Source organism: Ureibacillus manganicus DSM 26584 (assembly GCF_000772945.1).
In the GTDB taxonomy this organism is placed as follows: Bacteria; Bacillota; Bacilli; order Bacillales_A; family Planococcaceae; genus Ureibacillus; species Ureibacillus manganicus.
The window spans coordinates 68,810-92,362 of record NZ_JPVN01000015.1 but is presented as its reverse complement, the minus strand read 5'-3'; the positions used below and the strand labels follow the sequence as shown (position 1 = coordinate 92,362).

The following is a 23,553-nucleotide window of genomic DNA, read 5'->3' as shown; positions in this document are numbered from 1 at the left end:
AATGTCAAGGTGACTGGCACATTTTATTTCAGGCGAGTTATGTTATTATTTACGGAACAATTTCAAAAACAGTACCTTTGTAATAATCAGTTACGTTTGCGGAGCCATAAACTCCTAAAAATAAACTAGTATGACTCAAATTCGTTCCTAAACTAACATAATATGCTGATGGAGATCCAAATTGATAGTCGGTATGAATAAGACTAAAATCACTATGTTTACAATCTGTTCTTACTCTTGTATAAGCTAACACCCCTGTAGTAGGAGACTTGGATTCTTCGCCTTGAGCAAAATCAGTAAAGATGACGCTTCCTGTTAATTCTGGTATTGCATTCCCCATATAAGCTTGCACTCCTGTTAGTGCATTTCCTTCAAACTTTTCGGGTCTAGAATCTATATGATAATAACTAGTTAGAGGCTGTAGACGTTTCGTGTTAGTTTTTATTGCTTCTACGTAATATGCAATTGTTCTTTCAACCTTCTCCTCATTTGTAGAACAACTCCCTATTATTGAAGTAGGAAAAGATCCTTCCCACCCTCTCCAACCAAAGTTAATAAATCCTTCTTGGTCAAGAACAGGTTGATTTGATGAAGCTTTAGTAAGCTGAGTAACAGGAATTGGTTTATAATCTGAGAATGAAAAAATTGACTCAACCATATCCTGTCCAACATTACCCACATATTTAATGTACCCATTCTCATAACTTTGATATGAAATGCCAGGTATATTGCGGACTCCTTTAGCAATTACTGTAAGAATCTCTTGAGTAGGAACGGGGAGTTCGTTAAAACGTGTGACTGTAGGGGGGGTATCGATAGAAGTATTATTTGCTACATCAATTTCAATTATTTTCCCTGCGATTTCCATATCATCTTGACTTAAATTAAATGGATCATATCCTGATCCACCATCGCCAGTAGTTAAAACAAGTCTTCCCGTTTCAGGTGAAAAGTTTAAGCTATTAACACCGTTATGATTCATAAATGGTCTTTTTAAGTTAAGTAATGTCCGTCGTTTTTGAGGCATACTGTTTGATTGAAAAATCCATTCTTCAATTGTATCAATATGATCAAATTGCGTTTCTCTATTTGTCCACTTTAAATTTAATGTGCTGGGATCACAAGGGTTAGGCTCAAACGGTCCAGAAAGAGCTCCGGGACCTTGAGTACCTGCTAAAGTATAGTGAAGATAAAATAATCCGTTATTATGGAAATTTGTATGAAATGCTAATCCGAGTAATCCCCGTTCATCGTACCCTCCATTAGTACCCAGTTTTATGATTCGTGAACGAATATCTAAAAATAGCTTAATAAAACCGTCCCCAACATAGAAGATCTCACCTACTTGTGTTGCGATGAATAATCTTTCAATTGACTCACCAGGAAGGATTGCCGTTTTTAAAACAGTGGGTAAATTTAACTTACTCGCAATAGGTCGTAAACGAACCTTAACGTTGTTCAATTAATATGCACTCCTTAATTAAATTTCCTTTATAAAATATGGTTAATGTATTTCTAATAGTACACAGTTAGATATCGGAAAAATGATAATCCGATACTTAGAAATTTACAAACGTAAGTAACATTTAAAAATAGTGCAATTGTTTTTAAGCATAAAATACCTTTAGACTGCATTTACCTATTATTATGGGGGTGTCAGGATGGGCGCATTTTTCAAAAAAGTAGCTAAAAGTATATGGGAAGAAGAGTCTATCCCTTCATTGGAAGGTTATTCTATGACAATGCGGCTTTTAGTAGGTTCGTTATTAGGCTCAATGGCTGTTATCTTACAATCTACTGGAATATTTACGGGTATTGGTTTTATGTTTAGTATGATGAGTACTGGTCCTGTTGTACTTGCTAGTCTTTTGTCACTCAGAATCGGATTGATGACTTATATCATTACGTGCTTTATATTGGCACTATTACAGCCGAGTGAATTATTAGTGTTCCTATGTACTACCGGATTGTTAGGACTAAGTTTAGGTATCGGTCTAAAGGTTTTAAAAAGAGGACTATTTATAGTTTCGTTTGGAGCGCTATGTTTAACAATGGGAATAAGTATTTTATTGTATGTTCTACAATTCCCTATACTAGGACCTTCTGTAACATCTCAATTTAGTATTATAATTATTTTGATCGTAGTTATCTTTTCCTTATTGTATAGCTGGCTTTGGAAAATAATTAGTGTTTCTATTTTTAAAGCTCTTTATAAAGTATTTTTCAAGCGATTATCAGATCGGAGATAGGAGCACTTTATCGCCAATATAGGATACAATGATAGTGTATTTAACTTAAGAATTGTAATATTAAAGGTAACTATTTTGTGCCAATAAATTTATATATAAAGAACTGTATGATATCGTTTAAGATATAGTAACTTATCCCGCAATGGTAAATACTAGGAGGAAATATATGACGATGAAAAATAAAGAGTTAACCCAAGAACAACGTGAAGAATTAGTTAGCACATTGAAGGAACGATTTAAAAAATATATGAACCGCCATGAAGGTTTTGAATGGGATCATATCCAAGCCAAACTTGAAGCGAATCCTGAAAAACTATGGTCACTTTATGAAATGGAGAGAACAGAAGGCGAACCGGATGTTGTTGGTTATGATGGGGAGAATGACGAATACATTTTTTATGATTGTTCAGCGGAAAGTCCCAAAGGGCGTAGAAGTCTTTGTTACGACCATGCGGCGTTAGAGGCAAGGAAAAAACATAAACCGGAAAATAGCGCTATGATGATGGCAATGGAAATGGGTATTGAATTATTAACGGAAGAACAATACCGAGAATTACAGAAACTTGGAAGTTTTGATTTGAAAACATCGAGTTGGGTCCAAACACCTGCCAATATTAGAAAACTCGGAGGGGCAATTTTTTGTGACCGACGCTACGATACTGTTTTTATGTATCATAACGGGGCAGACTCATACTACGGAGCTAGAGGCTTCCGCGGTTCACTAAGAGTTTAAACATCTCCATAAGAATAAGTTTAAGCCATCTACTACTTAATTACACCCGTTCACTTTTTCCTAGGAAAGTAAACGGGTGTTTTCTTTTATATGAGTTGGGGAAATTCGTTTTGGAAAAATAACTAGTAGAAGCATAAAATTCCAAGTATAATTCAATTATAAAATTTTGGTAAATAATCGGAGGCTACCCTAGTGGAATTCATTCGAGAACTTATATCTATGATTCCAGTTCTCTTTATTTTCTCACTTCCTGTTTTAATCCCATTACTCTTAAAAAAGTGGAAGTGGTTTTTTACTGTATCGATAGGATGCTTATTATATATTTTATGGGGAGTCTTTCTACATTTCACAGCTGACCCTACAGAGTATGGAACAGCATACGGAATCTTTATTCTACCCTATTTAATTTTGATAAGTGTAATAGGAGCATTCGTTCAAAAAAGGGGATAGACGTTAACTTATTCTATGTCTCTTTTCAGTGAATAATATTCAATTAACGCATTTTGAAGATCAAAAGGAGGAAATGGTTAGATGAATAATAAATATACAGAAATAAATTCTAAAACAATTGACCAATGGGTTGAGGACGGTTGGGAGTGGGGACAACCTATCAGCCATGAAGTTTTTGAAAGAGCGCAAAATGGTGAGTGGAATGTTGTATTAACACCTACCAAACCAGTACCAAAAGAATGGTTTTGTGAAATGAAGCATGCAAAAGTGTTAGGTTTAGCATCTGGTGGTGGCCAACAAATGCCTATTTTTTCTGCATTAGGAGCACAATGTACTGTATTAGATTACTCGGAAAAGCAATTGTTAAGAGAAAAGGAAGTGGCCGAAAGAGAAGGTTATGAGATTCAAACAATTAAAGCTGATATGACAGAACGATTGCCTTTTGAGGATGAAACTTTCGATTTGATATTCCATCCAGTTTCTAATTGTTATGTTGAGGATGTTTTCCCTATTTGGAAAGAATGTTACAGGGTGTTGAAAAAGGGAGGAATTTTGCTATCAGGTCTCGATAACGGGGTCAATTATATTTTTGGAGAAGATGAAAAAACAGTTACTTACAAGCTTCCATTCAACCCTTTGAAAAACAAACAATTATATGATGATTCAATGAAAAATGATTGGGGTATCCAATTTTCTCACACGATAGAAGAACAAATTGGGGGACAATTAAAGGCAGGTTTAGTGCTTACAGATATCTATCATGATACAAATGGTAGTGGCAAGCTCCATGAACATAATGTACCAACTTTTTATGCAACTAGATCGGTTAAAATGTAAAAAACAAGGGGCGTTTTGAAAAGAAAATTTTCAAAACACCCCTTTATAATTCTAATGAACTTTAGTTAAATTGAATATGATGCAAGTTTGCAAAAATGCCTTCAGCAGCAACAAGCTCATTATAAGTACCAGATTCTTCAATTCCATTTGGAGTGATAACTAGAACTTGGTCAGCATCACGAATGGTTGATAATCGGTGGGCAATAATCAATGTTGTACGGTTTTGTGCAAGTTCACTTAATGACGCTTGGATTATTTTTTCTGTTTCTGTATCAAGTGCTGAAGTTGCCTCATCTAATATTAAAATTGGTGGATTCTTTAAGAACATACGAGCAATAGCAAGTCTTTGCTTTTGACCACCAGAAAGCTTTAATCCACGTTCTCCAATCTCCGTCTCGTACCCATCAGGCAATCCTTCAATAAACTCTTTCAAATGTGCTTTCTCAGCAGCCTTTTGAATATCCTCAAAGCTTGCATCAAGTTGTCCATAACCAATATTTTCTCGAATCGTTCCAGTAAATAAGAAGACATCCTGTTGCACAACGCCAATTTGTTTTCGTAACGATTGTTGCGTCATATCACGTAGATCTATTCCATCAATTGTGATTGCTCCACTTTCTACATCGTAAAAACGAGGAATCAGTGAACAAATTGTTGTCTTTCCTGCACCAGAAGGACCAACAAGGGCAATGGTTTCCCCGGCCTTTACGTTGAATGAGATTCCGTCTAGCACTCTTTTGTTATTTTCATAGCTGAAGGATACATTTTCAAAGGTAATATCACCATTAAGTTTGTTAAACTCAATTGCATTATGTTTATCCGAAACTTCTGGCTGATGATCTAGCATTTCTGTAAATCGTTTAAATCCGGCCATTCCTTTTGGATATAACTCTAGTAAAGCGCTGATTTTATCAATTGGTTTAATAAGTACATTGGTGAATAGTACAAAGCTTACAAATTCACCATAAGTCAGTTGACCATTAAAACTTAGCCACGCTCCAACAACCAGCACTACAAGTGTTAACAGACGAGTCATCATATAAATACTGGAGTGAGTACCAGCCATAATTTTGTAAGCGTAAAGCTTTGCCTTTCGGAAAAACCCATTTTGTTTGCTAAAGCGCTTTGTCTCGAAATCTTCATTCGTAAAGGATTTTACGACACGAATTCCTGAAATACTATCTTCAACTCGGCTATTTACATCGGCAATTTTACCGTACATGTCCCACCATGCATAATTCATCTTCTTATTACAATAGGTAATGAGCCAAATAAGAAACGGAACCATAACAAGGATGATTAGGGCAAGAGTTGGGTTTATAGTGAACATGATCGCAAATGCCCCGATAAATGTCATAATAGCGATAAAGAAATCTTCAGGTCCATGATGAGCAAATTCCCCAATATCAAATAAATCGTTTGTTATACGGCTCATCACATGTCCGGTTTTAATATTATCAAAAAAGGAAAAAGACTGTTTCTGAAAATGGTTAAACAGCTGCTGACGCATATCAGTTTCGATATTAATCCCAAGCTTATGTCCTAAATAATTGACGATGAAATTCAATACTGTACTAAGTACATATGTAAATAATAATAAAATACTAACTTTCACAATCATATCCCAGTTATTAGTTGGAAGAAGATGATCAATAAACCATTGTACAGCGACTGGAAATGCTAATTCTAAAATAGCGACAATAATGGCACTACTAAAATCAATTAAAAACAACCGTTTATGTGGTTTGTAATAAGAAAAAAATCGTAAAATCATACCTTTACCTCAAATTCTTTTTATTTCATTGGATGAACAAAGATTGTATTGATTATAGTGGAGGAGACTATAATTTAGTGCTGCTTAAATCTTTAAGTTGATTATTATTCTATCTTATTAAACTTTGAAGTTCAAATATTGCAAAAAAAGAAGGAGTTAAAGAGAATGAGTGTCTAAAAGAAACAATAAGTACAATTTCTAACTATTATGCTAAATCAATTTATTTCTTATTTAATAGATTAGGAGTAAAATAACAATTAAAAGTTTAGATATTGAGATATTTAGAGATTCAAATTGAAAGAAGGTTAACTATGTTAAATAGTTTAAATAAATGGCTTCAAAAATACATGCCAATTTTGACACCACTTTCTCTCATTATGGGTGTATTAATAGCAGTTATTGGAAGCCAATTATTATTTCTAGTCCCTTGGATTTTTGCTATTATGACTTTCCTAAGTAGTTTAAGTTTAAATTTTAAAGGTTTAAGTAGTTTTTCAAAGTATCCATGGGTTATTTTAGTGACTATCGCTTTTTTACATATAATCATGCCTATTTGGGCGTATTTCGTATCAACAGCAATATTCCACGATCATCTACTTACGATAGGTTTTGTATTGTCAGTAGTTATACCTACTGGAGTAACTAGTTTTATTTGGGTTAGCTTTTGTAAGGGACATCTAGCTCTTGGTTTGTCAATCATCTTAATCGATACGTTGATTGCCCCGTTTGTTGTACCAACTTTATTACACTTTGTCGTTGGTGAAGCGGTATCTATTAATACTACATCTATTATGGTTGATCTATTGTGGATGATTGTACTACCTTCTATACTTGGTGTAATCTTCAATGAGATTACAAAGGGGAAAATTGTGGATACGCTTGGAAAACCACTTGCTCCATTTCAAAAGATTTGCTTATTTCTTATAATTATGATCAATAGTAGTGCAATTGCTCCTTATTTCCAAAGTATTACTTGGGAAATAATTTGGATTATTGCCGTGGTATTTATCGTAGCAGTATCAGGTTATGCGTTATGTTTAATAATAGGTCACTTAATGTGGAAAGATGTTAGCATTATTACAACTTTTGTTTTTACCGGTGGTATGAGAAATATAGCTGTAGGTGTTGTTATTGCAACAACCTATTTTCCATCGAAAGTCGTTATGCCAGTCGTGTTTGGGATGCTATTCCAACAAGTGTTAGCTGCTCAATTTAGTAAAATACTAGAGAAATATAAAGAAAAAGTTCTCCCATCAAGTCTTGAGAACCAAGTTTAAAGAGTTTTAGGCGATAGCTAATTATCTAAACCGGGTTAGATGGAAGTGGGACAAGAACCTTTTAGGAACAATTATACTGTTATATTGATATATATAATAGAAGAAAGAGATCCCTTACGAAAAAAGCGATCTCTTTTGTGGTCTATATTTATTAAACTTGCCATGTGAGTACGATGCTATGAACTCATTCGCTTACGGAATACTGTTATAGCTATCCCCATAATTACAACAGAGTAGCTAGTGACAATTAGTAATGATCCTCCTAAAGATTGATATTTCCCTTCAAAGGCTGCTTTTGCTGCATCAACCGCATGGACAAAAGGCAATAAGTAACATATTGCTTTATATGCCCCACCAATTAAATCTAAACTGAACCAAACCCCACTTAAGAATGCGGTTAAGTTTACAAAAAGGGCGAAAATTCCACCAACTTGCTTATCCGTAAATAGTGTACCGAACAAAAGACCAAAACTAATAAAAAGAACAGAAATTATTAAAAGGACTAAGAGGGCTACTATACTATTCGCATTAATAGATAATCCTAGGAAACTCGCTGCTATTAAACAAATAACAATTTGTAACAATGCGATTGGCAGCATTGGAAGAAAATAACCAATAATATAATCCTTCGCACCGAGGGGAGAGGCAAATAACCTCATTAAAAAAGAGCTCCCTCGATCCTTCCCCAAAAGCATTCCAGAGAATAAGGTTAAAAACGAAAACCCGAATACAATAATGCCAGGAGCTAATTGCTCAATTTGAAACAATTCATAAGGCATATTTTGTTGCATGATAGAAAACAACAATAATAGAACAATCGGTAGTCCAAAACCAAAGACTAATGAAATCGGGTCGCGAAGAATCTCCTTTTGATTTCTAGAAGCTAAATGTAGCGAACTCACACGAATACCTCCAAATCTTCTGTTACATAAAGAAAAACTTCTTCTAAGGAATGTTTTTGATATTCCTCTTTTAATTCGTTTGTTGTACCGAGCGCACATAATTTCCCGTTATGCATAATTCCCACTCGATCGGCCAAGGTTTCTACATCTTCTAAATAATGAGTCGTTAGAATAATAGTCATTTTACCTTTTAAACCGAGCAAGATATTCCATAAATCTCTTCTAGCTCTAACATCTAATCCGAGTGTTGGTTCATCAAGGAAAACAATTCGAGGTTTTGTAATCATTGCCATTGCGATGCTTAATCGTCTTTGTAGACCACCTGAAAGTGTCTTCGCTTTTGTCTTCGAACGATCAGTTAAACCAAATTTCTCCATCATCTCAATTGCTCTAGATGCTGCTTCCTTTTTATCTCTGCCATAAATCTTAGCTGTAAATTCGAGATTTTCCTTAACTGATAAGTTTGGAGCAACTGCTGTTTCTTGTGGTGATAGATTCATCATTTGTTTTGCTTCTTGTAGATTTGAAAAAATGGATTCACCGGAAATTTTGATATCTCCACTAGTGGGTGTTTGAAGTCCACTCATCATTTTAATCGTAGTCGTTTTACCTGCACCGTTTGAACCAAGAAGTGCAAAAAATTCACCTTCTCGTATTTTCAAAGATAAACAATCAACAGCCACACGTTCTCCGAATGACTTTCCTAATTCTTTAATCTCAATCATTTAAATCCATTCCTTTTCTATGGTTTTGTATTAATGCGTTAATTTGATCAATATCTCTTTTCGATACTTTGTATTGCACAGTCCAGGTAATGAAATAGGTTAAAGAGAAGTTGAATAATAGAATTAAAACATTCCAGATTGTTTCTGGTGTCCAAATAGTAAATACAATAGAGACTAATACTATACTCGTAATAGAAAAATGGGTGACATATTGCCTAGCCATACTCCACCGAGCAATTTCAAAAAATAGACCACAAAGTGCAAATGTAATTCCAATCAACGCAAAGCCTAGATTTTGCAATATAAATGCAAGTACCTCATGTTGAATTAATTTTTCAAAATTTGGGGATACAGCGATAAACTTTCCCTCACCAACCCCTAATGAAATAAATACTAATACAATTTGACAAATGATCAGTCCGATAATTCCACCTACCGTAATCCTTTGCAAAATATCTTTTAACATGTCTAACACCTCACAGTCCTAACTGCTTTTTAATTTTAGTAACATATCGCCGGGAAGCATAAGTTTGTATATTGCCATTAAGAGTTACCCCAATGGTTCCTGTTTTACTAATATCCATATTGGCAATTTCATCGATATTAACAATTTCTGAGTTTGATATCCTGACAAATTGCTTAGAATTTAGTTTCTCCTCTAATTCGTATAAACGAAGTTTCACTTCAGCGATGTCTTTAGATGTTTGTATGTATACCTTTTTATTTTCAGTAAATATTCGAATGATGTTTTGGATATTAACAATTGATACTCCGCGATGGGTATAAGCAGAAATCCGCCCGAATGAATCAGGGGATAAAAATTCCATGATATCAGTAATTTCATCAGTTACTTCATTTGTAATAATTATCAATTTTGGTTCTTCACAGGTTGGATCTATAGATAATTCAATTTTCATCGCGATGACCTCCTCTGGTTAAACTATAAGAGAAGAAAGGAATGAAAGTAAATGAAATGAAGATAAGTGGTTCAAAATAGATGACAGGCGGTTAAAAAGAAAAAACATTGACATAACACCTTTTGGTTATATATAATCCTATATAACACCATTTGGTTATATGTTAGATGATGAGGAGCGAAAATTATGATAAACAATCAAAATACATTACCAGACATTATTCAGTCGATTTTTGTTGAAGCACCTATTCAAAAAGTATGGAACTATATTTCAACTGCGGAGGGTATTTCAGAATGGTTTATGCCTAACGACTTCAAGGCTGAAGAAGGGTACGAATTTACAATCCAATCCCCATTTGGTCCATCTCCTTGTAAAGTAATTGAAGTAAACGAGCCAAATACAATTAAATTTGAATGGGATACGGATGGATGGGTAGCTACGTTCAAATTGCAAGAAGTTGAAAACGGAACAGAATTTACAGTGATTCATGGTGGTTGGAAAGAGGGCGAAGCAATTGTTCCAAAAGCACAACGTACAAATTCAGAGATTCGTGACACAATGAATGCTGGATGGGCAGGAATTGTTAAGAAATTTAAGCAAGTGATCGAAGTAAAATGAATGCCGAAGAACAAACATATGATGTGTTTCAGGCTATAGCCGATCCAACCAGGCGGAAAGTACTTCATCTACTATCAAGTAAAAATCAATCCATTGCTGAAATTTCGTCACATTTTGATATAAGTAGGACAGCAGTAGTAAAACATTTAAAAATATTGTCAGAAGCGGGTCTAATTTTAGGAGAAAAAAGTGGAAAAGAGAAAATCTACTCCTTGCAGCCGGAGCCGTTAAAAGATATAAAAGAATGGTTAGCTTACTACGAAAGGTTCTGGCATAACAAACTAACAAAGTTTAAGTATGTTGTAGAAAACGATACTTTAAAAAAGGACTAAATAAGAAGCCATCTCCCCAGTAAATGCGCGGGTGAGATGGCTATTTTTTTTATTTATATTAGCAGAATAAAGTACATTGAATAAACTAATCTATTAAACTGTACCCATTATTAATAGAATTTGAAGCCCAAATACCATCATATTTCAATCGTTAAATGTTACTTTTGAAATTACTTTAAATCGTTCCATTACAAGAAAGAAAAATATTTTTTCTTTCTTAACATGTTAGGGAATGTTTTTACATATATATTAAAAAATTGAATGTAGTTCAAATTTTAAAGTTAATTCAAATTGATATTGTAATCACATTTCAAATGAATGGTGGGAGGGAGAAAAAGATGAATTTGTTAGAAGTAACATTAGAGCAGCAGGAGTTTCGTAAAGCACTTCGGAGGATGTTAGAAAAAGAAGCATACCCTTATTTCAATAAATGGGAGGAACAGCGAGATATTCCGAGGGCGTTTTGGGAAAAACTCGGGGAGCACGGTTTTTTAATGCCTTGGGTGGATGAATCGTATGGTGGGCTTGGGGTAGACTTTAGCTTTTCGGCAATTTTAACAGAGGAATTAGAAAGAGTAGGCGTTGGTTTGTCGAGTGGTATTTCGCTACATGCAGATATTGTATGTCCTTATATTGCGGATTACGGGACAGAGGAACAAAAGAAAAAATGGTTACCTAAAAGTGTAACGGGTCAATTTATTAGCGCCATTGCAATGACGGAGCCTGGTGCAGGGTCAGACTTGGCAAATGTGAAAACGGTTGCAATACGAGATGGGGATTATTACATCTTAAATGGCGCTAAAACATTCATTACGAATGGTGGGAAAGCAGATTTTGTTGTTGTCGTTTGTAAGACAAATCCAGATGCGATGCCAGCGTATCGAGGCATAAGTCTTCTAGTAGTCGAGTCAGGAACACCCGGATTTAAACGTGGAAAACAGCTCGAGAAAATCGGGATGCATAGTGGTGATACTGCCGAGTTAATATTTGAAGATGCTAAGGTACCTGTAAGTAATTTAATAGGTGAGGAGGGGAAAGGGTTTTACTACTTGATGGAAAAGCTTCAGCAAGAAAGATTACTTGTTGCATTACAGGTAATGGTTGAAGCAGAAGAAATGATGAATCTAACAATACAATATGTAAAGGAGCGTCAGGCTTTTGGTAGCCGGATTGCAGATTTTCAAAATACACGCTTCAAAATTGCTGAAATGGCAACAGAAATAGAATTAGGGCGCAATTACGTCAATCAGTTAGTGCAAAGACACATACAAAATGAAGACATCGTAAAAGAAGTATCTATGGCAAAATGGTGGATTAGTGAGATGGCTAAGAGAGTTGCTACAGAATGTCTACAGTTACATGGTGGATATGGATATATGGAAGAATACGAGATTGCAAGAAGGTTTCGCGATATACAAGTAACATCGATTTACGCTGGCACAACCGAAGTGATGAAAGGAATTATTGCCAAGAAATTGCTAGATTAGGGGTGTTGTCATGCGAATAAGTGAAAGACGCGCTAAGAAAAAAAGGGAAGAAATTTTGAAATCTGCAATAGCAATTGTAAATAAAAAAGGTTATGAAGGAACCACCATGGAAGAAATCGCCGCCGCACTACTGATGACAAAAGGTTCTCTTTACTACTACTTTAAGAATAAAGATGACCTAATCTTTCAATGTCATAACTTCGTATTAAGTAAAGCAGTAAAAGATCTTGAAAAGTGCTTGAGAGCTGAAAATGGAGTATCTGCTAGTGATACGCTTAAGAAAATGATAGAAATTCATATATATTATGCGTTCAACCAAAAAGAGAGTTTAAATTTAATTATCGAGCCTAAAAAAGCTTATACCGGAGAGTACTTGGAGCCTGTTTTACGATTGAGAAAGCACTATGCTGGATTATTTGATGAAATTATCGAAAGAGGAGTTACGCAGGGAGAGTTTGTAGTACATGAACCAATAATTACAAGGCAGTTTATTTTAGGTGGGTTAAACTGGGTTCAACAATGGGTACGGCCAAATGGTCGACTTACGATTGACGACATTATAGATTTGTTTGCCTATAATATTCTGAAAATTCTGAAATGAAGACAACTATTAAACTAGGGGGTAAATGATGAGAAAATTACTATTTTTGTTTGTTTTGTCGCTAGTAGTTACGGTGTTAGTCGCTTGTGGTGGTAATGGAAATGAGCCAGCAAAAAATAATGAAACAGGATCCGGTGATAATACAGGAGCAACTTCGCAAGAAAAATTAAATTTCAGAGCTTCTTCAGGAGTGCCTGATAAGCATTTTTGGTATCGCGGTATGTTTAAGCCATTAACAGACTCTGTAACAGAGGATACAAATGGTCAAATTACCTTTGACGTCTTCAACGCTGGAGAATTAGTATCTCTAGGGAATGAGTATGATGCGTTATTATCAGGTCAAATTGATATTGCGTTAACACTTATGCCACCATACGATCCAGCGCGATTCCCATATACAGAGGCAGTTATGTTACCTTTACTTTCTTCTGATGCAGAGATTGCACAGAAAGCATTTGCGAATGTCATGATTAGTGACCGTGAGTTAAAAGACGGTAAAACATATTATGAATTAGAATTTGGCGATAAAGGATTAGTTGCATTTGCTAATCCACCGACTGAGCCATATGTTTTTTCTACAACAAAAACAAATTTTGAAAGTGTAAGTGATTTCACTGCATCTATTCGTATTCGTACTGCATCACGCGTACATGAAATTTTATCGAAAGAATTAGGGATAACAGGGCAGTCGTTACCAATTTCAGATGCGTATGATGCACTTAGCCGTAATGCATTAGACGGTATTTTCTACAATGCACCAGATTGGATTGCTTTCGGTTTAGATGAAGTAATCAAATATACGATAACTGGTGCGAACTTTGGTCATTTTGTAGGGCATACAGCGATGACTGAAGAAACGTGGAATAAATTAACACCTGAAGTTCAAGAGATTTTTAAAAAGAATGCACTTGAAGCAGCAATTGGCGGTGCGACATTAACAAAGAGTGAAACAAAACAAAACATTGATTCTAATATTGCAAAAGGCGGTAAGATTATTGAATTTGATCAATTAAACCCTGAGGTAAAAACCTTAATCGAAGAAGCAATAGTAAACTCTTGGGTACAGTGGATTGATAATTTAGAAGCACAAGGACATGCAGGACGAGAGATGGCAATTTTATGGAGAGACGAATTGGTAAAGGCTGGCGCAACACTACCACAAGAAATTATGGACCTGTAATTATATCAAACCGAGAAGAAGTTAAGTAAACACTTAACTTCTTTATCCCCTGGGGGTGACAATGATGGAAAATATTATTATTCTAATCTGTTTTATTCTATTTATTTATCTTCTATTAGTTGGTCACTATATTAGTTCACTAATGTTTGTTGTAGGAATCATCGGTATTTATCTATTAGGTGGAATGGATCTATTAAAAGGATTTATACAAAATGAACCGTTTAATAGTGTGTCGGTATACTCGTTAACAACGATTCCAATGTACATTTTGATGGCCCAGTTTATTATTCAAGCAGGAATTATAAAAGACTTGTATGGGCTACTATTTAGGATTTCACGAGGAAAATCAGGGCCACTCGGTATTATGACAATTTTTTTAGGTGGATTATTAGGTGGTGTATCTGGTTCAGGTACAGCCACATCAGCAGCGCTCGCGCAAATTGCAGTACCAGAATTGCGTAAACGTGGTTATTCTCCTGAATTGGCAGGGACAATTGCAGCATGTGCTGGGTCATTATCTGCGATTATTCCACCAAGTGTTATTTTAATTTTGTATGGAGTAGTAGCTCAAATTTCCATAGGGAAACTTTTTACGGCAGCGTTAATACCCGGTATTTTATTAATGTTAATCTTCTCTGTGATTACCCTAGTTTATTTAAGAGTCTATAAAAAAGAAATGAAATTGAACAATAGTACGCAAGAGCAGTTTGAAGAAAATGTACCTGTTTCGAGATATATCATAGTTACTATACTTGGCGTAAGTATAGCTGTAGCAATTTTCGGTGGTATTTATTTGGGGATATTTTCACCAACAGAAGCGGGAGCAGTCGGTGCGTCCATTGCGTTTATCATGGCATTGCTACTTAAAAAAGTAAATTGGTCGTTTATGCAATCATCGCTCGTGGAAACGGTAAAAATTACTGTTATGGCGATGTTCATCGTAGTTGGAGCATCCTTATTCGGACGATTTGTTTCTTTATCTTTGGTGCCAAGGAAAATCATTGATCTATTACAACCAATTATTGATCAGCCAGTTTTAATTTTGATTTTGATTATGGTGTTCTACTTCTTCCTCTTTATGTTTATGGAAAGTGTAGCGGTTATTTTAATGACAGTGCCAATTTTAACACCAATTTTAGATGTCATTAACACTGATCCACTGTGGTTCGGTATTACGCTGACAATTGTTTGTACAATCGGTATGTTAACACCTCCTGTCGGTTTGAGTGTATATGTGGTTGGTAGTGTGTCGGGCATCCCTATTGAACGGCTATTTAGAGTGTCGACGGTCTTTGCTGTGATTAGCACAATTATTATTGTCGCATTACTTATTTTATTCCCACAAATTGTTACATGGTTACCAAGTCAAATGCATTAAAACAGTGGTGAAAAGAGTGAGTGAGCCAAAGGAACCTCTTACTAATATTCTCTCCAATTAAAGGGGATAATTGGAAACCCTATTGGAAAGAAGTTCTTACTACTAACATACGAGGGGGAAAGACATGAAGGTACTTTTTAAGACAACACATATTTGTAGAGAAGTTTGCAAATATATTAGTTGCTTTGGAGTTTTAGCAATGATGATTCTCATTACAGCAGATGTGTTTAGACGGAATGTTTTTGAAACCCCGATTCCTGGGGTGTACGAAATTACTGAAAACTTTCTCATGCCGTTAGTTATATTCCCAGCACTTGGCTATACGTATTGGGTCGGGATTTTACCAAGATTAACTGAACTCATTGCAAAAGCACCACAAAAATTTAAAGTATTCCATCATTATTTATTACTTGTCATTGATGCCGCAGTTTTTTCATTACTAACATATTATGGTCTTCAATTTGCATTATCAGGTTTTAATATTGGTATGTCCATTCCAGTAGCAGGAGTTTTAGTGCCAATATGGCCAATTTACTTTTTAGTACCTCTCGGATTTTTCTTTGTAGTAGTGGAAGTGCTTCTTCGTTTCATCAAAAAAGATGAAGATATTGCATCAAATAACGAGATAGGCATCTGAGGAGGAGAAAGATGTGTTTGAAACGATTGAAACTTCTTTGGAGCAAGGGATATTAACAGTTACATTAAATCGACCAGATGTATTAAATAGCTATACGTACAAAATGAGTGAAGAATTAGAACAATTATTTCAAAACGTAAAGAATGATGATTCAGTACGTGTCATCATTGTAACCGGAAAAGGTCGTGCATTTTGTGCGGGTATGGATTTATCCGAAGGTGAGGATTCATTTAAGGTAGATGTTTCAGCGGAGGAGTTTCGTGATATTGGTGGGAAGGTGAGTCTCAAAATCTATGAGTTAAATAAGCCTATCATAGCTGCTATTAATGGACCTGCAGTTGGTATTGGACTCACAATGACACTCCCAATGGACATTCGAATTGTTAAGAAGGATACAAAAGTAGGATTTGTTTTCGCTCGCAGGGGAATAGGTCCAGAAGCGTGTTCAGGCTGGTTTTTAACGAAGCATGTAGGAATTGGCAAAGCGCTGGAATGGATGTATACAGGGCGCTATATTTCTACAAAAGAGGGCTTAGAAGCAGGATTATTTCAATATGAAGTGGAGGATCCGCTACAAAAAGCACAAGAAATAGCCCAGGACATTATAAATTATACAGCGGCAACTTCGATTGCATTTACGCGGGAACTACTATGGAAAATGGTAAATGCACCACATCCTTCTGCTTCCCATAAACCAGAATCACAATTTTTGTTTTGGGCTTCTCGTCATGAGGATGCACATGAAGGGGTTCAGTCATTTATGGAAAAGCGTAGGCCTGAATTCTCATTAAAAGCTTCTGACTTACCATCGTTTTTTAAATAATCTTGAATGAAAGGGTGTTCATGATGTTAGTATCAAATATGTTAAAACAATATGCAACAACAAAGGCAGATAAGATTGCGTCACAATTTAAAAATAAAACATTAACTTATAAAGAGTTATATATGCAAGCTGAAAGACTAGCTTCCTATTTACAAAGTAAAGGCTATAAAAAAGGTGATATCGCTGCAATTTATATGAATAACTCAGATATGTTTTTAGTGTGTTATTTTGGTGTGCAGTTATTAGGAATGGCAGCAATGCCTATTAATACGAAGCTTGCAGTTCCTGAAGTGCAATATATTTTAAATCATTCAGAAGCAAAAGTGTTAATAGCAGATCAAGCACTCTATACAAATGCTGAAGCAACAGGCTATGAATTTGAAGAAGTCATTATTAATGAAAAGTCATTACAGAAAATCGTAGAGGATGCTTCGCTGAATGAAAAGTTTGTCACAGTTGAAGTTAAGCCAGATGAAATGGCAGTTGTTATGTATACATCAGGCACGACAGGAAAACCAAAAGGCGTAATGCTTTCGCAGCGAAATCTTTATGAAACAGGAAGAATTTGGTCTGAGTCAATGGAAATGAATGAACATGACCGGATGTTTATCTGTACGCCTCTCTTCCATTGTGCAGCAAGCCATGTATTTGCAGTGCCAATCCTTTATTCTGGTGGAACAATTGTTATTGAAGAAGCCTTTTCGCCAGATAAAACCTTACAGCAATTAGTAGAAACAGAGGCTACTATTTTCTTTGGTGTACCAGCAATGTATACGATTTTATTAAATCGACCTAATACAAAGTCATTGTCGTTTCCTAAATTGCGACTTTTCACTTACGGTGCAGCACCGATGCCTTATGAAATCTTGCGCCAGTTAAAAGAGGCATTCCCACAAGTAAGAGTACAAAACTTATATGGCCAGACAGAAAATACACCAGCAGCTTCCTCCTTATTGGATGATCAAGCATTACTAAAAATTGGCTCTGTAGGGAAACCACTAGTTCGTACAGAGGTGCAAGTAGTAGATACAGAAGGAGTGCCTGTACCTTTAGGTGAAGTTGGTGAAATAGTTGTTAAAGGACCGCAAGTGATGATTGGTTATTTAAAGAATCCAGAGGAAACTGCGCGTACTATTAAAGATGGCTGGTTATATTCAGGGGATTTAGGTCGTTTTGATGAGGAAGGTTACTTATATATTGTCGATCGTAAAAAAGATATGATTATCCGTGGTGGGGAAAATGTTTATCCGGTTGAAATTGAGGACGTGATATATCAAATTCCTGAAATTTTAGAAACGGCTGTTGTAGGGATTCCGCATGAAGTGTACGGGGAAGTTCCGAAGGTGTTTGTCGTATTAAAAGAAGGAAAGACACTAGATGCAGACGAAATCATTAACTACTGTGTCAAAAATTTAGCGAAGTATAAGGTGCCAGCTGAGGTTGAATTTATTGATGTGCTTCCACGAAATGCATCTGGAAAAGTGTTGAAACATTTGTTAAAGGTTCAGCATGTAGTGTGATAACTGAATATAATTGGCTTTCCAAAAGTAAACCCTTAAGTTATCCTAAATAAAATGTAAACATAGAATAGACTGCGATTAAGCAGTGAATATGTATAGCTCAAGTGTATTCGAAATAAACCTCGAATACTCTTTTTTTTGTAGATAAAATTGAGTTAAAAAAATTATAAGAGGTATTAGTCATTAAGCGCTTAAAAAAGATATTCTTTGATAAAACTAAAGCTAAATGTATTTATTTAAGAAAATTGCATTTATAATAACTTTATTCATTAATGAGGGAACAATTTAATGATCAATTTTATAGGTATAACGAATGATCATCATTTAGAAAAAAACAGTTCAATTGAAAACGTAGATTTTATGTCGTTTAAATGGTATTGGGTTGACTTTAGTGAAGCGACAGATGAAGAAATGCAACATTTATCTACTACATTTCACTTTCATCCATTAGCTATTGAAGATTGTATTCAAAAGTTTCAACGCGCAAAGTTAGACTATTATAGAGAGTATACTTTTTTTGTCACCCATACTGTGCATGAAGAAGATAATGAGATAAAGAAACAAGAAGTAGACTTTTTTATTAGTGAATCTTATATCATTACGTTTCATAAAAAGCCATCCATGGAGATCACGAAAGTTTGGAATTTACTCCTTGCACAAGATAATTTAGAAAAGTGGGACCCTTATTATGTTTTTTATGAGATTTTAGATAAAATTGTTGATAATTATTTCCCAATTATTTATAAGATTGAAGATGAGCTTGAGTCAATGATTAAAAAAACAGAAAGTAAATCTATGGATCAGTTAATGGATGATCTTTTCGAAACAAGAAATATGCTATTAAATCTACTCCATATCGTTAATCCGATGCGTGATTTACTCTATAGAATGTTAAATTCACATCATCTTAATTTGAATAGAATAGAAGAAAGAAAAGTGTATTTTAATGATATTTACGATCATTTGCTAAAACTTTCAGAAATGGTTATGACAAATCGTGAAGTAACCGCAGATATAAGGGACAGTTATTTGTCATTAAATTCTCACCAAACAAACAAAGTAATGAAAACGTTAACGATTATTACTTCAATATTCGCGCCACTTACATTTATCGCTGGAATTTATGGAATGAACTTTAAACATATCCCAGAATTGGCTTGGGATTATGGTTATTTTATTTCATTAGGGATGATGGTAGTAATAGGTAGTCTGATGCTCATCTGGTTTTGGTGGAGAGGTTGGTTTAAATAATATAATCTGTTATGCGTTTTACTTTCGGAGCATGTGCCTGTTGGGTAACGTAATCCAAATAAAGCTAAGTGAATTTTACATTCACTTAGCTTTTGTATTAATCTAGTTCAAAACTTTTATTTCATCCGCATACTTATTAAAATTAATGCAATTCCAGTGAATAAGAGTATGATTTTACCTAATGAAATTCGATCGCCTAAACCTGATATCCCAATACCTGTCGTAATGATCATAACTGTTGGTCCAACTAGAGCGAGCATGGTATTGATGGTTAATGCTTTTTCAATATCATTAAATTTATACATTAGTCCTGCAGCAGCTATGTCTACACTACCTGAAAATATACGCAATAATACCATATAAAGAAGTGCGCCTTCCAAACGGTCATCTCCTAAACTTTGATTATTAATTATAAGAAAATGTATGTTTGTCCAAAGGGAAATATTTGTCCAAATTATTGGGGATTAATCGTTTATCTCTACTCAAACTAAGAAGAAGAAAGGAGGACTAACATGCAGAAAGATCCAAAACCTGATGTGCATCAACAAAGAGAGGCTGTAGAAGCAAATATTAAACTAAATGAAGAAATGAATAGTGTTTATCGTTTGCGTTCAGATCATATAGATTCACCAACAGAAGCGAATATGAAATTGGATGAGGAATTTTATGGCGATGATGGACAAACAAATTTTGAGCCAACATTCCTTTATAACAATACCCCACCAATACAAATAAATAGAGAAGATTGAAGGAGGGGCGATTAAATCGCACCTCCTTATTTCGAAAGTAGTTAATTTAGTAATCTGGATTGAATCATTTGTTTAATCTGTTGATTCATAAGACGTGCTTGAGATAGTGCAACATTATCTTGTGAAATTTCTCCTGGTTTACTCGCCTTACCAATTACATAACCAGTGAAATTCATTTTCAAAAAGTCAAATGTATACTTAAATTGTTGGATAAGTGGTAATCCTTTAATTCTTGGATTGTCACCACCGACTGCAACAACATAATTTTCAACTTTTTGTAAATGTTCTTTCAAATTAGGATATCGTTGATCTCGAATAGCTTGACTGAAACGATCTATCAAATTTTTCATTAAGCCTGAAGTACTATACCAATAGATTGGAGTTGAAAAAACAAGGATATCGCTATCTAAAATTGCCTCTAGTATAGAGTCATGATCATCATCAACGACTGAGAATCCTTCTTCAGTATGACGCATGTCTACGATTGGTTTCACTGTTAGATCTTTTAAATAGACTTTTTGAAAATCAAGTCCTTCTAAAAGTACATCGGTTAAGTATTCTGTATTCCCATTGGCTCTTGAGCTACCAATAAATGCAACAATCTTCATAAGCCCCTCCTCATTAAATAAAATTTTATAAAAAAAAGAAGTACATATTGAAATCTATGTACATCTTTGGAAAATAAGTAATATTAAATTCTGTTTAATAATGCATGAATTGTTTCTTTTAACTCGTCATCGTGATCTGCAAGTTCGATTAAGTTAGCAACACGCTCTTTTAAAATATGGCGTTCTAAAATTTGTTTTTCATCTAGAACACTAATAATAATTTGTAGAATTAAGCGGTCACGTTCTAATAAGCCTTCTTGTAGTCGCTCTGGTGTAACTTTTGCATCTAATTTTTGTACTTTACTACCCATTAACCTTACCCCCTACAATAATACATAAAATTCAACATTATCTTAACATATTTCAATTATTTAAGAAATATCATTAACCAACAATTGTAAACGAAAAAATTCAGTGAATTAAAAGGAATTTAAACATGTATTTAGAATATTAATTTAAGAGAGGAGATGGAATGTTATGAAAGGTATACTAAATAATAAAAAAAGAGAACTATCAGCAGAAGATACCGAACATTTCTTAAAAGTTGGTAAAGTCGCACATGTAGCAACGGTTGGGGAAGATGGATATCCATATGTTATACCGTTTGTTTATGTTTATGAAGGTGGAAGCAAATTTTATATCCATATAGGAAACTTACGAGAAAGTCACTTCTTTACAAATGTTAAAGCGAATCAAAAGGTTTCAATTGAAGTGAGTGAAATGGGCCAAGTTGTACCAGGGAAAAAATATGCTTGTCATTCAGCGTTGGCATATACAAGTGTAGTTCTATTTGGAAAAATTCTGCATATAGTAGATGATATAAAAAAAGAATGGTTTTACGATCAATTATGGAAAAAATATGGGGACCCAAATTGGCAATTTGAAAAAAGTGGTTACCCTGCACTTCCAAAAACAGAACTTTTTGAAGTGGAGATTGAAAAGATGACTGGAAAATTTAGTGAAGCATTTAGTCATTAAAAATAAAGAAAAGAGTGTAAGAGTCACCTGAAAATAAGATGATTCTACACTCTTTTTTGTAATCTTTGGTAAATGCTGTATGAAAATTACATTTTGATATTTTTTACAATATAGTATAATATCAGATATCAAGATAAAAATTTAAGAATGAAATCTGGTTATTTAGATGTTACAGTTGTGTATAGGAACTTTGCTTGACAAATGGAAGTCATATAGAATGATACATTATAAGATTTAAATTTACCTAAATATGCAATTTAGGGGGTAGATTGGCATATATTATTAATCTTAATAGTTTTTTTATAACTGGTTAATAATTGCAATGTATTCTTTACTAATTGATATATATACTTTAACGAAGGTGATAAAAGGTGACAAAAATGACATGCAACCCTAAAATTTTGTTATTAACAGGTAGCTATGGCAATGGTCATTTAAAGGTAACTAAAACTTTAAAAGATATGTTCTTGAAACAAGGGGTGTCGCAAGACAATATCGTCGAATCTGATTTGTATTTAGATTCACATCCAATTTTAACGAAAGCTTCAAAATATTTATATATAAAAAGTTTTACTTATGGTCAAAAGATTTATGGGTTTCTCTACTACGGTGGAAGTAAGAAAAAAAGAATTGTATCTTACGATTTTTTAAATAAGTACGGTATGACGACATTGACGAACTTGGTGGAAGAAGTAAAACCAGATATTATTGTCAATACATTTCCGATGCTTGTTGTACCTGAGTTTAGAAAAAAAACCGGTGCTCAAATACCTATTGTGCACGTAGTAACAGATTACTACGCCCATAAAAACTGGATTCACGAAGAAGTTGACAGATACTTTGTGGCTTCTGAAACTATGAAAAGTGACCTTATGAAACTTGGATTTTCAAGTGAACGCATAAAAGTTTCTGGAATTCCTATTGATCCTGTATTTGAAGCCGAGTGCGATAAGAAGGCTCTATTTGAATCATATCAATTAGATATGAATCGACCTGTTGTCTTAATTGCTGCAGGTGCATTTGGTGTGTTAAAAGATATTGATGAAATGGTGAATAAGCTACTTGCAGCCAATAACAATCAAGTAATAGTCGTATGTGGAAAAAACGAAGAACTTAAAGACACATTAACAACAAAATTTGCGGGTAATAAGAATGCTGTGATTCTTGGCTTTACTAACAAAATGGACGAATTAATGAAAATAGCTACGTTAATGGTAACAAAACCTGGTGGCATTACGTTAAGTGAAGCTTTAGCAGTACAAGTGCCTTTAATCTTATATCGTCCTGTCCCAGGTCAAGAAAAAGAAAATGCGATATTCTTTGAAAGTAAAGGCGCAGCCGTTCAAGTAACTCGCTCAAATCAATTACTGAATAGTATATTTAATTTACTTCAAGATGAAAAACTTCGTATGAGCATGAAAAAAAATATGAAAGAACTATATAATGCGCATTCAGCACAAGTCATCTGTGAAGACGTTCTGTACTTGCATGCTGAAAAAGAAAAAATGAATAGGATAATAGTATAAA

Annotated in this window: 27 protein-coding genes; 18 read left to right on the top strand and 9 right to left on the bottom strand. The window is 34.5% G+C overall.

From position 1 onward, the window contains the following. Positions 1-49: 49 nt before the first annotated feature. Positions 50-1,462 carry a PQQ-dependent sugar dehydrogenase gene (locus tag CD29_RS13055; RefSeq protein ID WP_036187586.1) on the bottom strand — a complete coding sequence of 471 codons (1,413 nt, stop codon included), beginning with the start codon at positions 1,460-1,462 and terminating at the stop codon, positions 50-52. A gap of 199 nt (positions 1,463-1,661) precedes the next feature. Between CD29_RS13055 and CD29_RS13050 the strand changes: the two genes are divergently transcribed. From CD29_RS13050 to CD29_RS13035, 4 genes are all read left to right on the top strand, one after another. Next, the gene (locus CD29_RS13050) at positions 1,662-2,249 is read left to right on the top strand and encodes a hypothetical protein (RefSeq protein ID WP_052124153.1); all 588 of its coding nucleotides are present in this window, start codon (positions 1,662-1,664) and stop codon (positions 2,247-2,249) included. 166 nt (positions 2,250-2,415) lie between these two features. Then, on the top strand, positions 2,416-2,982 hold the full coding sequence (locus tag CD29_RS13045) for a DUF4256 domain-containing protein (RefSeq protein ID WP_036187584.1): 567 nt from the start codon (positions 2,416-2,418) through the stop codon (positions 2,980-2,982). 192 nt (positions 2,983-3,174) lie between these two features. Further along, positions 3,175-3,432: a hypothetical protein gene (locus tag CD29_RS20490; RefSeq protein WP_036187582.1), complete on the top strand. Its 258-nt coding sequence runs from the start codon at positions 3,175-3,177 to the stop codon at positions 3,430-3,432. Positions 3,433-3,513: 81 nt separating this feature from the next. Then, positions 3,514-4,269, top strand: coding sequence for a class I SAM-dependent methyltransferase (locus CD29_RS13035; protein WP_036187580.1), 756 nt, complete (start codon positions 3,514-3,516; stop codon positions 4,267-4,269). 61 nt (positions 4,270-4,330) lie between these two features. On the opposite strand, the gene CD29_RS13030 is transcribed toward CD29_RS13035, so the two are convergent. Next, complete coding sequence (locus CD29_RS13030) at positions 4,331-6,043, bottom strand: ABC transporter ATP-binding protein (protein WP_036187579.1); 1,713 nt, start codon at positions 6,041-6,043, stop codon at positions 4,331-4,333. 311 nt (positions 6,044-6,354) lie between these two features. Between CD29_RS13030 and CD29_RS13025 the strand changes: the two genes are divergently transcribed. Next, on the top strand, positions 6,355-7,320 hold the full coding sequence (locus CD29_RS13025; protein ID WP_036187578.1) for a bile acid:sodium symporter family protein: 966 nt from the start codon (positions 6,355-6,357) through the stop codon (positions 7,318-7,320). Positions 7,321-7,496: 176 nt separating this feature from the next. Here the strand turns inward: CD29_RS13025 and CD29_RS13020 are convergent, their stop codons facing one another. From CD29_RS13020 to CD29_RS13005, 4 genes are read right to left on the bottom strand one after another with little or no spacing between them, the layout of a single operon-like run. Then, positions 7,497-8,222 carry an ABC transporter permease gene (locus CD29_RS13020; protein WP_036187577.1) on the bottom strand — a complete coding sequence of 242 codons (726 nt, stop codon included), beginning with the start codon at positions 8,220-8,222 and terminating at the stop codon, positions 7,497-7,499. Continuing rightward, entirely contained in the window at positions 8,219-8,947 is a 729-nt protein-coding gene (locus CD29_RS13015; protein ID WP_036187576.1) for an ABC transporter ATP-binding protein, read from the bottom strand. Before CD29_RS13015 ends, CD29_RS13020 begins: the two co-directional genes overlap by 4 nt. Beyond that, on the bottom strand, positions 8,940-9,398 hold the full coding sequence (locus CD29_RS13010) for a DUF3021 domain-containing protein (protein ID WP_169716182.1): 459 nt from the start codon (positions 9,396-9,398) through the stop codon (positions 8,940-8,942). The genes CD29_RS13015 and CD29_RS13010 overlap by 8 nt, the downstream gene beginning before the upstream one ends. A gap of 25 nt (positions 9,399-9,423) precedes the next feature. Further along, complete coding sequence (locus CD29_RS13005) at positions 9,424-9,864, bottom strand: LytTR family DNA-binding domain-containing protein (protein WP_036187568.1); 441 nt, start codon at positions 9,862-9,864, stop codon at positions 9,424-9,426. Between the two features lie 189 nt (positions 9,865-10,053). Here CD29_RS13005 and CD29_RS13000 point away from each other — a divergent pair, with 189 nt between their 5' ends. The 10 genes from CD29_RS13000 (at position 10,054) to corA (ending at position 19,691) form a co-directional block, all read left to right on the top strand. After that, the gene (locus tag CD29_RS13000; protein WP_088322166.1) at positions 10,054-10,482 is read left to right on the top strand and encodes an SRPBCC family protein; all 429 of its coding nucleotides are present in this window, start codon (positions 10,054-10,056) and stop codon (positions 10,480-10,482) included. Beyond that, positions 10,479-10,814, top strand: a complete 336-nt coding sequence (locus tag CD29_RS12995; RefSeq protein WP_036187563.1) for an ArsR/SmtB family transcription factor — start codon at positions 10,479-10,481, stop codon at positions 10,812-10,814. Before CD29_RS13000 ends, CD29_RS12995 begins: the two co-directional genes overlap by 4 nt. 338 nt (positions 10,815-11,152) lie before the next feature. Then, a complete protein-coding gene (locus tag CD29_RS12990) occupies positions 11,153-12,301 on the top strand; it encodes an acyl-CoA dehydrogenase family protein (protein WP_052124152.1) in 1,149 nt (382 codons plus the stop codon). Positions 12,302-12,311: 10 nt separating this feature from the next. Then, positions 12,312-12,902 carry a TetR/AcrR family transcriptional regulator gene (locus tag CD29_RS12985; RefSeq protein ID WP_036187561.1) on the top strand — a complete coding sequence of 197 codons (591 nt, stop codon included), beginning with the start codon at positions 12,312-12,314 and terminating at the stop codon, positions 12,900-12,902. Positions 12,903-12,930: 28 nt separating this feature from the next. Continuing rightward, on the top strand, positions 12,931-14,082 hold the full coding sequence (locus CD29_RS12980) for a TRAP transporter substrate-binding protein (RefSeq protein ID WP_036187559.1): 1,152 nt from the start codon (positions 12,931-12,933) through the stop codon (positions 14,080-14,082). 64 nt (positions 14,083-14,146) lie between these two features. Next, positions 14,147-15,460: a TRAP transporter large permease gene (locus CD29_RS12975; RefSeq protein ID WP_081976247.1), complete on the top strand. Its 1,314-nt coding sequence runs from the start codon at positions 14,147-14,149 to the stop codon at positions 15,458-15,460. 124 nt (positions 15,461-15,584) lie between these two features. Next, a complete protein-coding gene (locus CD29_RS12970) occupies positions 15,585-16,097 on the top strand; it encodes a TRAP transporter small permease (RefSeq protein ID WP_036187555.1) in 513 nt (170 codons plus the stop codon). Between the two features lie 13 nt (positions 16,098-16,110). Beyond that, entirely contained in the window at positions 16,111-16,920 is an 810-nt protein-coding gene (locus CD29_RS12965; protein WP_036187553.1) for an enoyl-CoA hydratase-related protein, read from the top strand. A 23-nt stretch (positions 16,921-16,943) separates the two neighbouring features. After that, positions 16,944-18,440 carry a class I adenylate-forming enzyme family protein gene (locus tag CD29_RS12960; RefSeq protein ID WP_036187551.1) on the top strand — a complete coding sequence of 499 codons (1,497 nt, stop codon included), beginning with the start codon at positions 16,944-16,946 and terminating at the stop codon, positions 18,438-18,440. 288 nt (positions 18,441-18,728) lie between these two features. Continuing rightward, positions 18,729-19,691: a magnesium/cobalt transporter CorA gene (corA, locus tag CD29_RS12955; protein ID WP_036187549.1), complete on the top strand. Its 963-nt coding sequence runs from the start codon at positions 18,729-18,731 to the stop codon at positions 19,689-19,691. A 116-nt stretch (positions 19,692-19,807) separates the two neighbouring features. Here corA and CD29_RS12950 read toward each other — a convergent pair whose 3' ends face one another. Then, a complete protein-coding gene (locus CD29_RS12950; protein ID WP_408056624.1) occupies positions 19,808-20,071 on the bottom strand; it encodes a YqhV family protein in 264 nt (87 codons plus the stop codon). A gap of 132 nt (positions 20,072-20,203) precedes the next feature. Between CD29_RS12950 and CD29_RS12945 the strand changes: the two genes are divergently transcribed. Further along, entirely contained in the window at positions 20,204-20,440 is a 237-nt protein-coding gene (locus tag CD29_RS12945; protein WP_052124151.1) for a hypothetical protein, read from the top strand. A gap of 41 nt (positions 20,441-20,481) precedes the next feature. On the opposite strand, the gene CD29_RS12940 is transcribed toward CD29_RS12945, so the two are convergent. Both CD29_RS12940 and CD29_RS12935 read right to left on the bottom strand, forming a co-directional pair. Further along, positions 20,482-21,048: a flavodoxin family protein gene (locus CD29_RS12940; RefSeq protein ID WP_036187545.1), complete on the bottom strand. Its 567-nt coding sequence runs from the start codon at positions 21,046-21,048 to the stop codon at positions 20,482-20,484. A gap of 83 nt (positions 21,049-21,131) precedes the next feature. Continuing rightward, a complete protein-coding gene (locus CD29_RS12935; protein WP_036187542.1) occupies positions 21,132-21,359 on the bottom strand; it encodes a hypothetical protein in 228 nt (75 codons plus the stop codon). Between the two features lie 166 nt (positions 21,360-21,525). Here CD29_RS12935 and CD29_RS12930 point away from each other — a divergent pair, with 166 nt between their 5' ends. After that, positions 21,526-22,026 carry a pyridoxamine 5'-phosphate oxidase family protein gene (locus CD29_RS12930; RefSeq protein ID WP_036187539.1) on the top strand — a complete coding sequence of 167 codons (501 nt, stop codon included), beginning with the start codon at positions 21,526-21,528 and terminating at the stop codon, positions 22,024-22,026. Positions 22,027-22,406: 380 nt separating this feature from the next. Next, the gene (locus CD29_RS12925) at positions 22,407-23,552 is read left to right on the top strand and encodes an MGDG synthase family glycosyltransferase (protein ID WP_036187624.1); all 1,146 of its coding nucleotides are present in this window, start codon (positions 22,407-22,409) and stop codon (positions 23,550-23,552) included. Position 23,553: the final 1 nt, after the last annotated feature.

Coding starts and splice junctions, on each gene's coding strand:
- CD29_RS13050 (WP_052124153.1), top strand. CDS start 1,662: ATGGGCGCATTTTTCAAAAAAGTAGCTAAAAGTATATGGGAAGAAGAG.
- CD29_RS13045 (WP_036187584.1), top strand. CDS start 2,416: ATGACGATGAAAAATAAAGAGTTAACCCAAGAACAACGTGAAGAATTA.
- CD29_RS13035 (WP_036187580.1), top strand. CDS start 3,514: ATGAATAATAAATATACAGAAATAAATTCTAAAACAATTGACCAATGG.
- CD29_RS13030 (WP_036187579.1), bottom strand. CDS start 6,043: ATGATTTTACGATTTTTTTCTTATTACAAACCACATAAACGGTTGTTT.
- CD29_RS13025 (WP_036187578.1), top strand. CDS start 6,355: ATGTTAAATAGTTTAAATAAATGGCTTCAAAAATACATGCCAATTTTG.
- CD29_RS13015 (WP_036187576.1), bottom strand. CDS start 8,947: ATGATTGAGATTAAAGAATTAGGAAAGTCATTCGGAGAACGTGTGGCT.
- CD29_RS13005 (WP_036187568.1), bottom strand. CDS start 9,864: ATGAAAATTGAATTATCTATAGATCCAACCTGTGAAGAACCAAAATTG.
- CD29_RS12995 (WP_036187563.1), top strand. CDS start 10,479: ATGAATGCCGAAGAACAAACATATGATGTGTTTCAGGCTATAGCCGAT.
- CD29_RS12990 (WP_052124152.1), top strand. CDS start 11,153: ATGAATTTGTTAGAAGTAACATTAGAGCAGCAGGAGTTTCGTAAAGCA.
- CD29_RS12985 (WP_036187561.1), top strand. CDS start 12,312: ATGCGAATAAGTGAAAGACGCGCTAAGAAAAAAAGGGAAGAAATTTTG.
- CD29_RS12980 (WP_036187559.1), top strand. CDS start 12,931: ATGAGAAAATTACTATTTTTGTTTGTTTTGTCGCTAGTAGTTACGGTG.
- CD29_RS12975 (WP_081976247.1), top strand. CDS start 14,147: ATGGAAAATATTATTATTCTAATCTGTTTTATTCTATTTATTTATCTT.
- CD29_RS12970 (WP_036187555.1), top strand. CDS start 15,585: ATGAAGGTACTTTTTAAGACAACACATATTTGTAGAGAAGTTTGCAAA.
- CD29_RS12960 (WP_036187551.1), top strand. CDS start 16,944: ATGTTAGTATCAAATATGTTAAAACAATATGCAACAACAAAGGCAGAT.
- corA (WP_036187549.1), top strand. CDS start 18,729: ATGATCAATTTTATAGGTATAACGAATGATCATCATTTAGAAAAAAAC.
- CD29_RS12945 (WP_052124151.1), top strand. CDS start 20,204: ATGCAGAAAGATCCAAAACCTGATGTGCATCAACAAAGAGAGGCTGTA.
- CD29_RS12940 (WP_036187545.1), bottom strand. CDS start 21,048: ATGAAGATTGTTGCATTTATTGGTAGCTCAAGAGCCAATGGGAATACA.
- CD29_RS12935 (WP_036187542.1), bottom strand. CDS start 21,359: ATGGGTAGTAAAGTACAAAAATTAGATGCAAAAGTTACACCAGAGCGA.
- CD29_RS12930 (WP_036187539.1), top strand. CDS start 21,526: ATGAAAGGTATACTAAATAATAAAAAAAGAGAACTATCAGCAGAAGAT.
- CD29_RS12925 (WP_036187624.1), top strand. CDS start 22,407: ATGACATGCAACCCTAAAATTTTGTTATTAACAGGTAGCTATGGCAAT.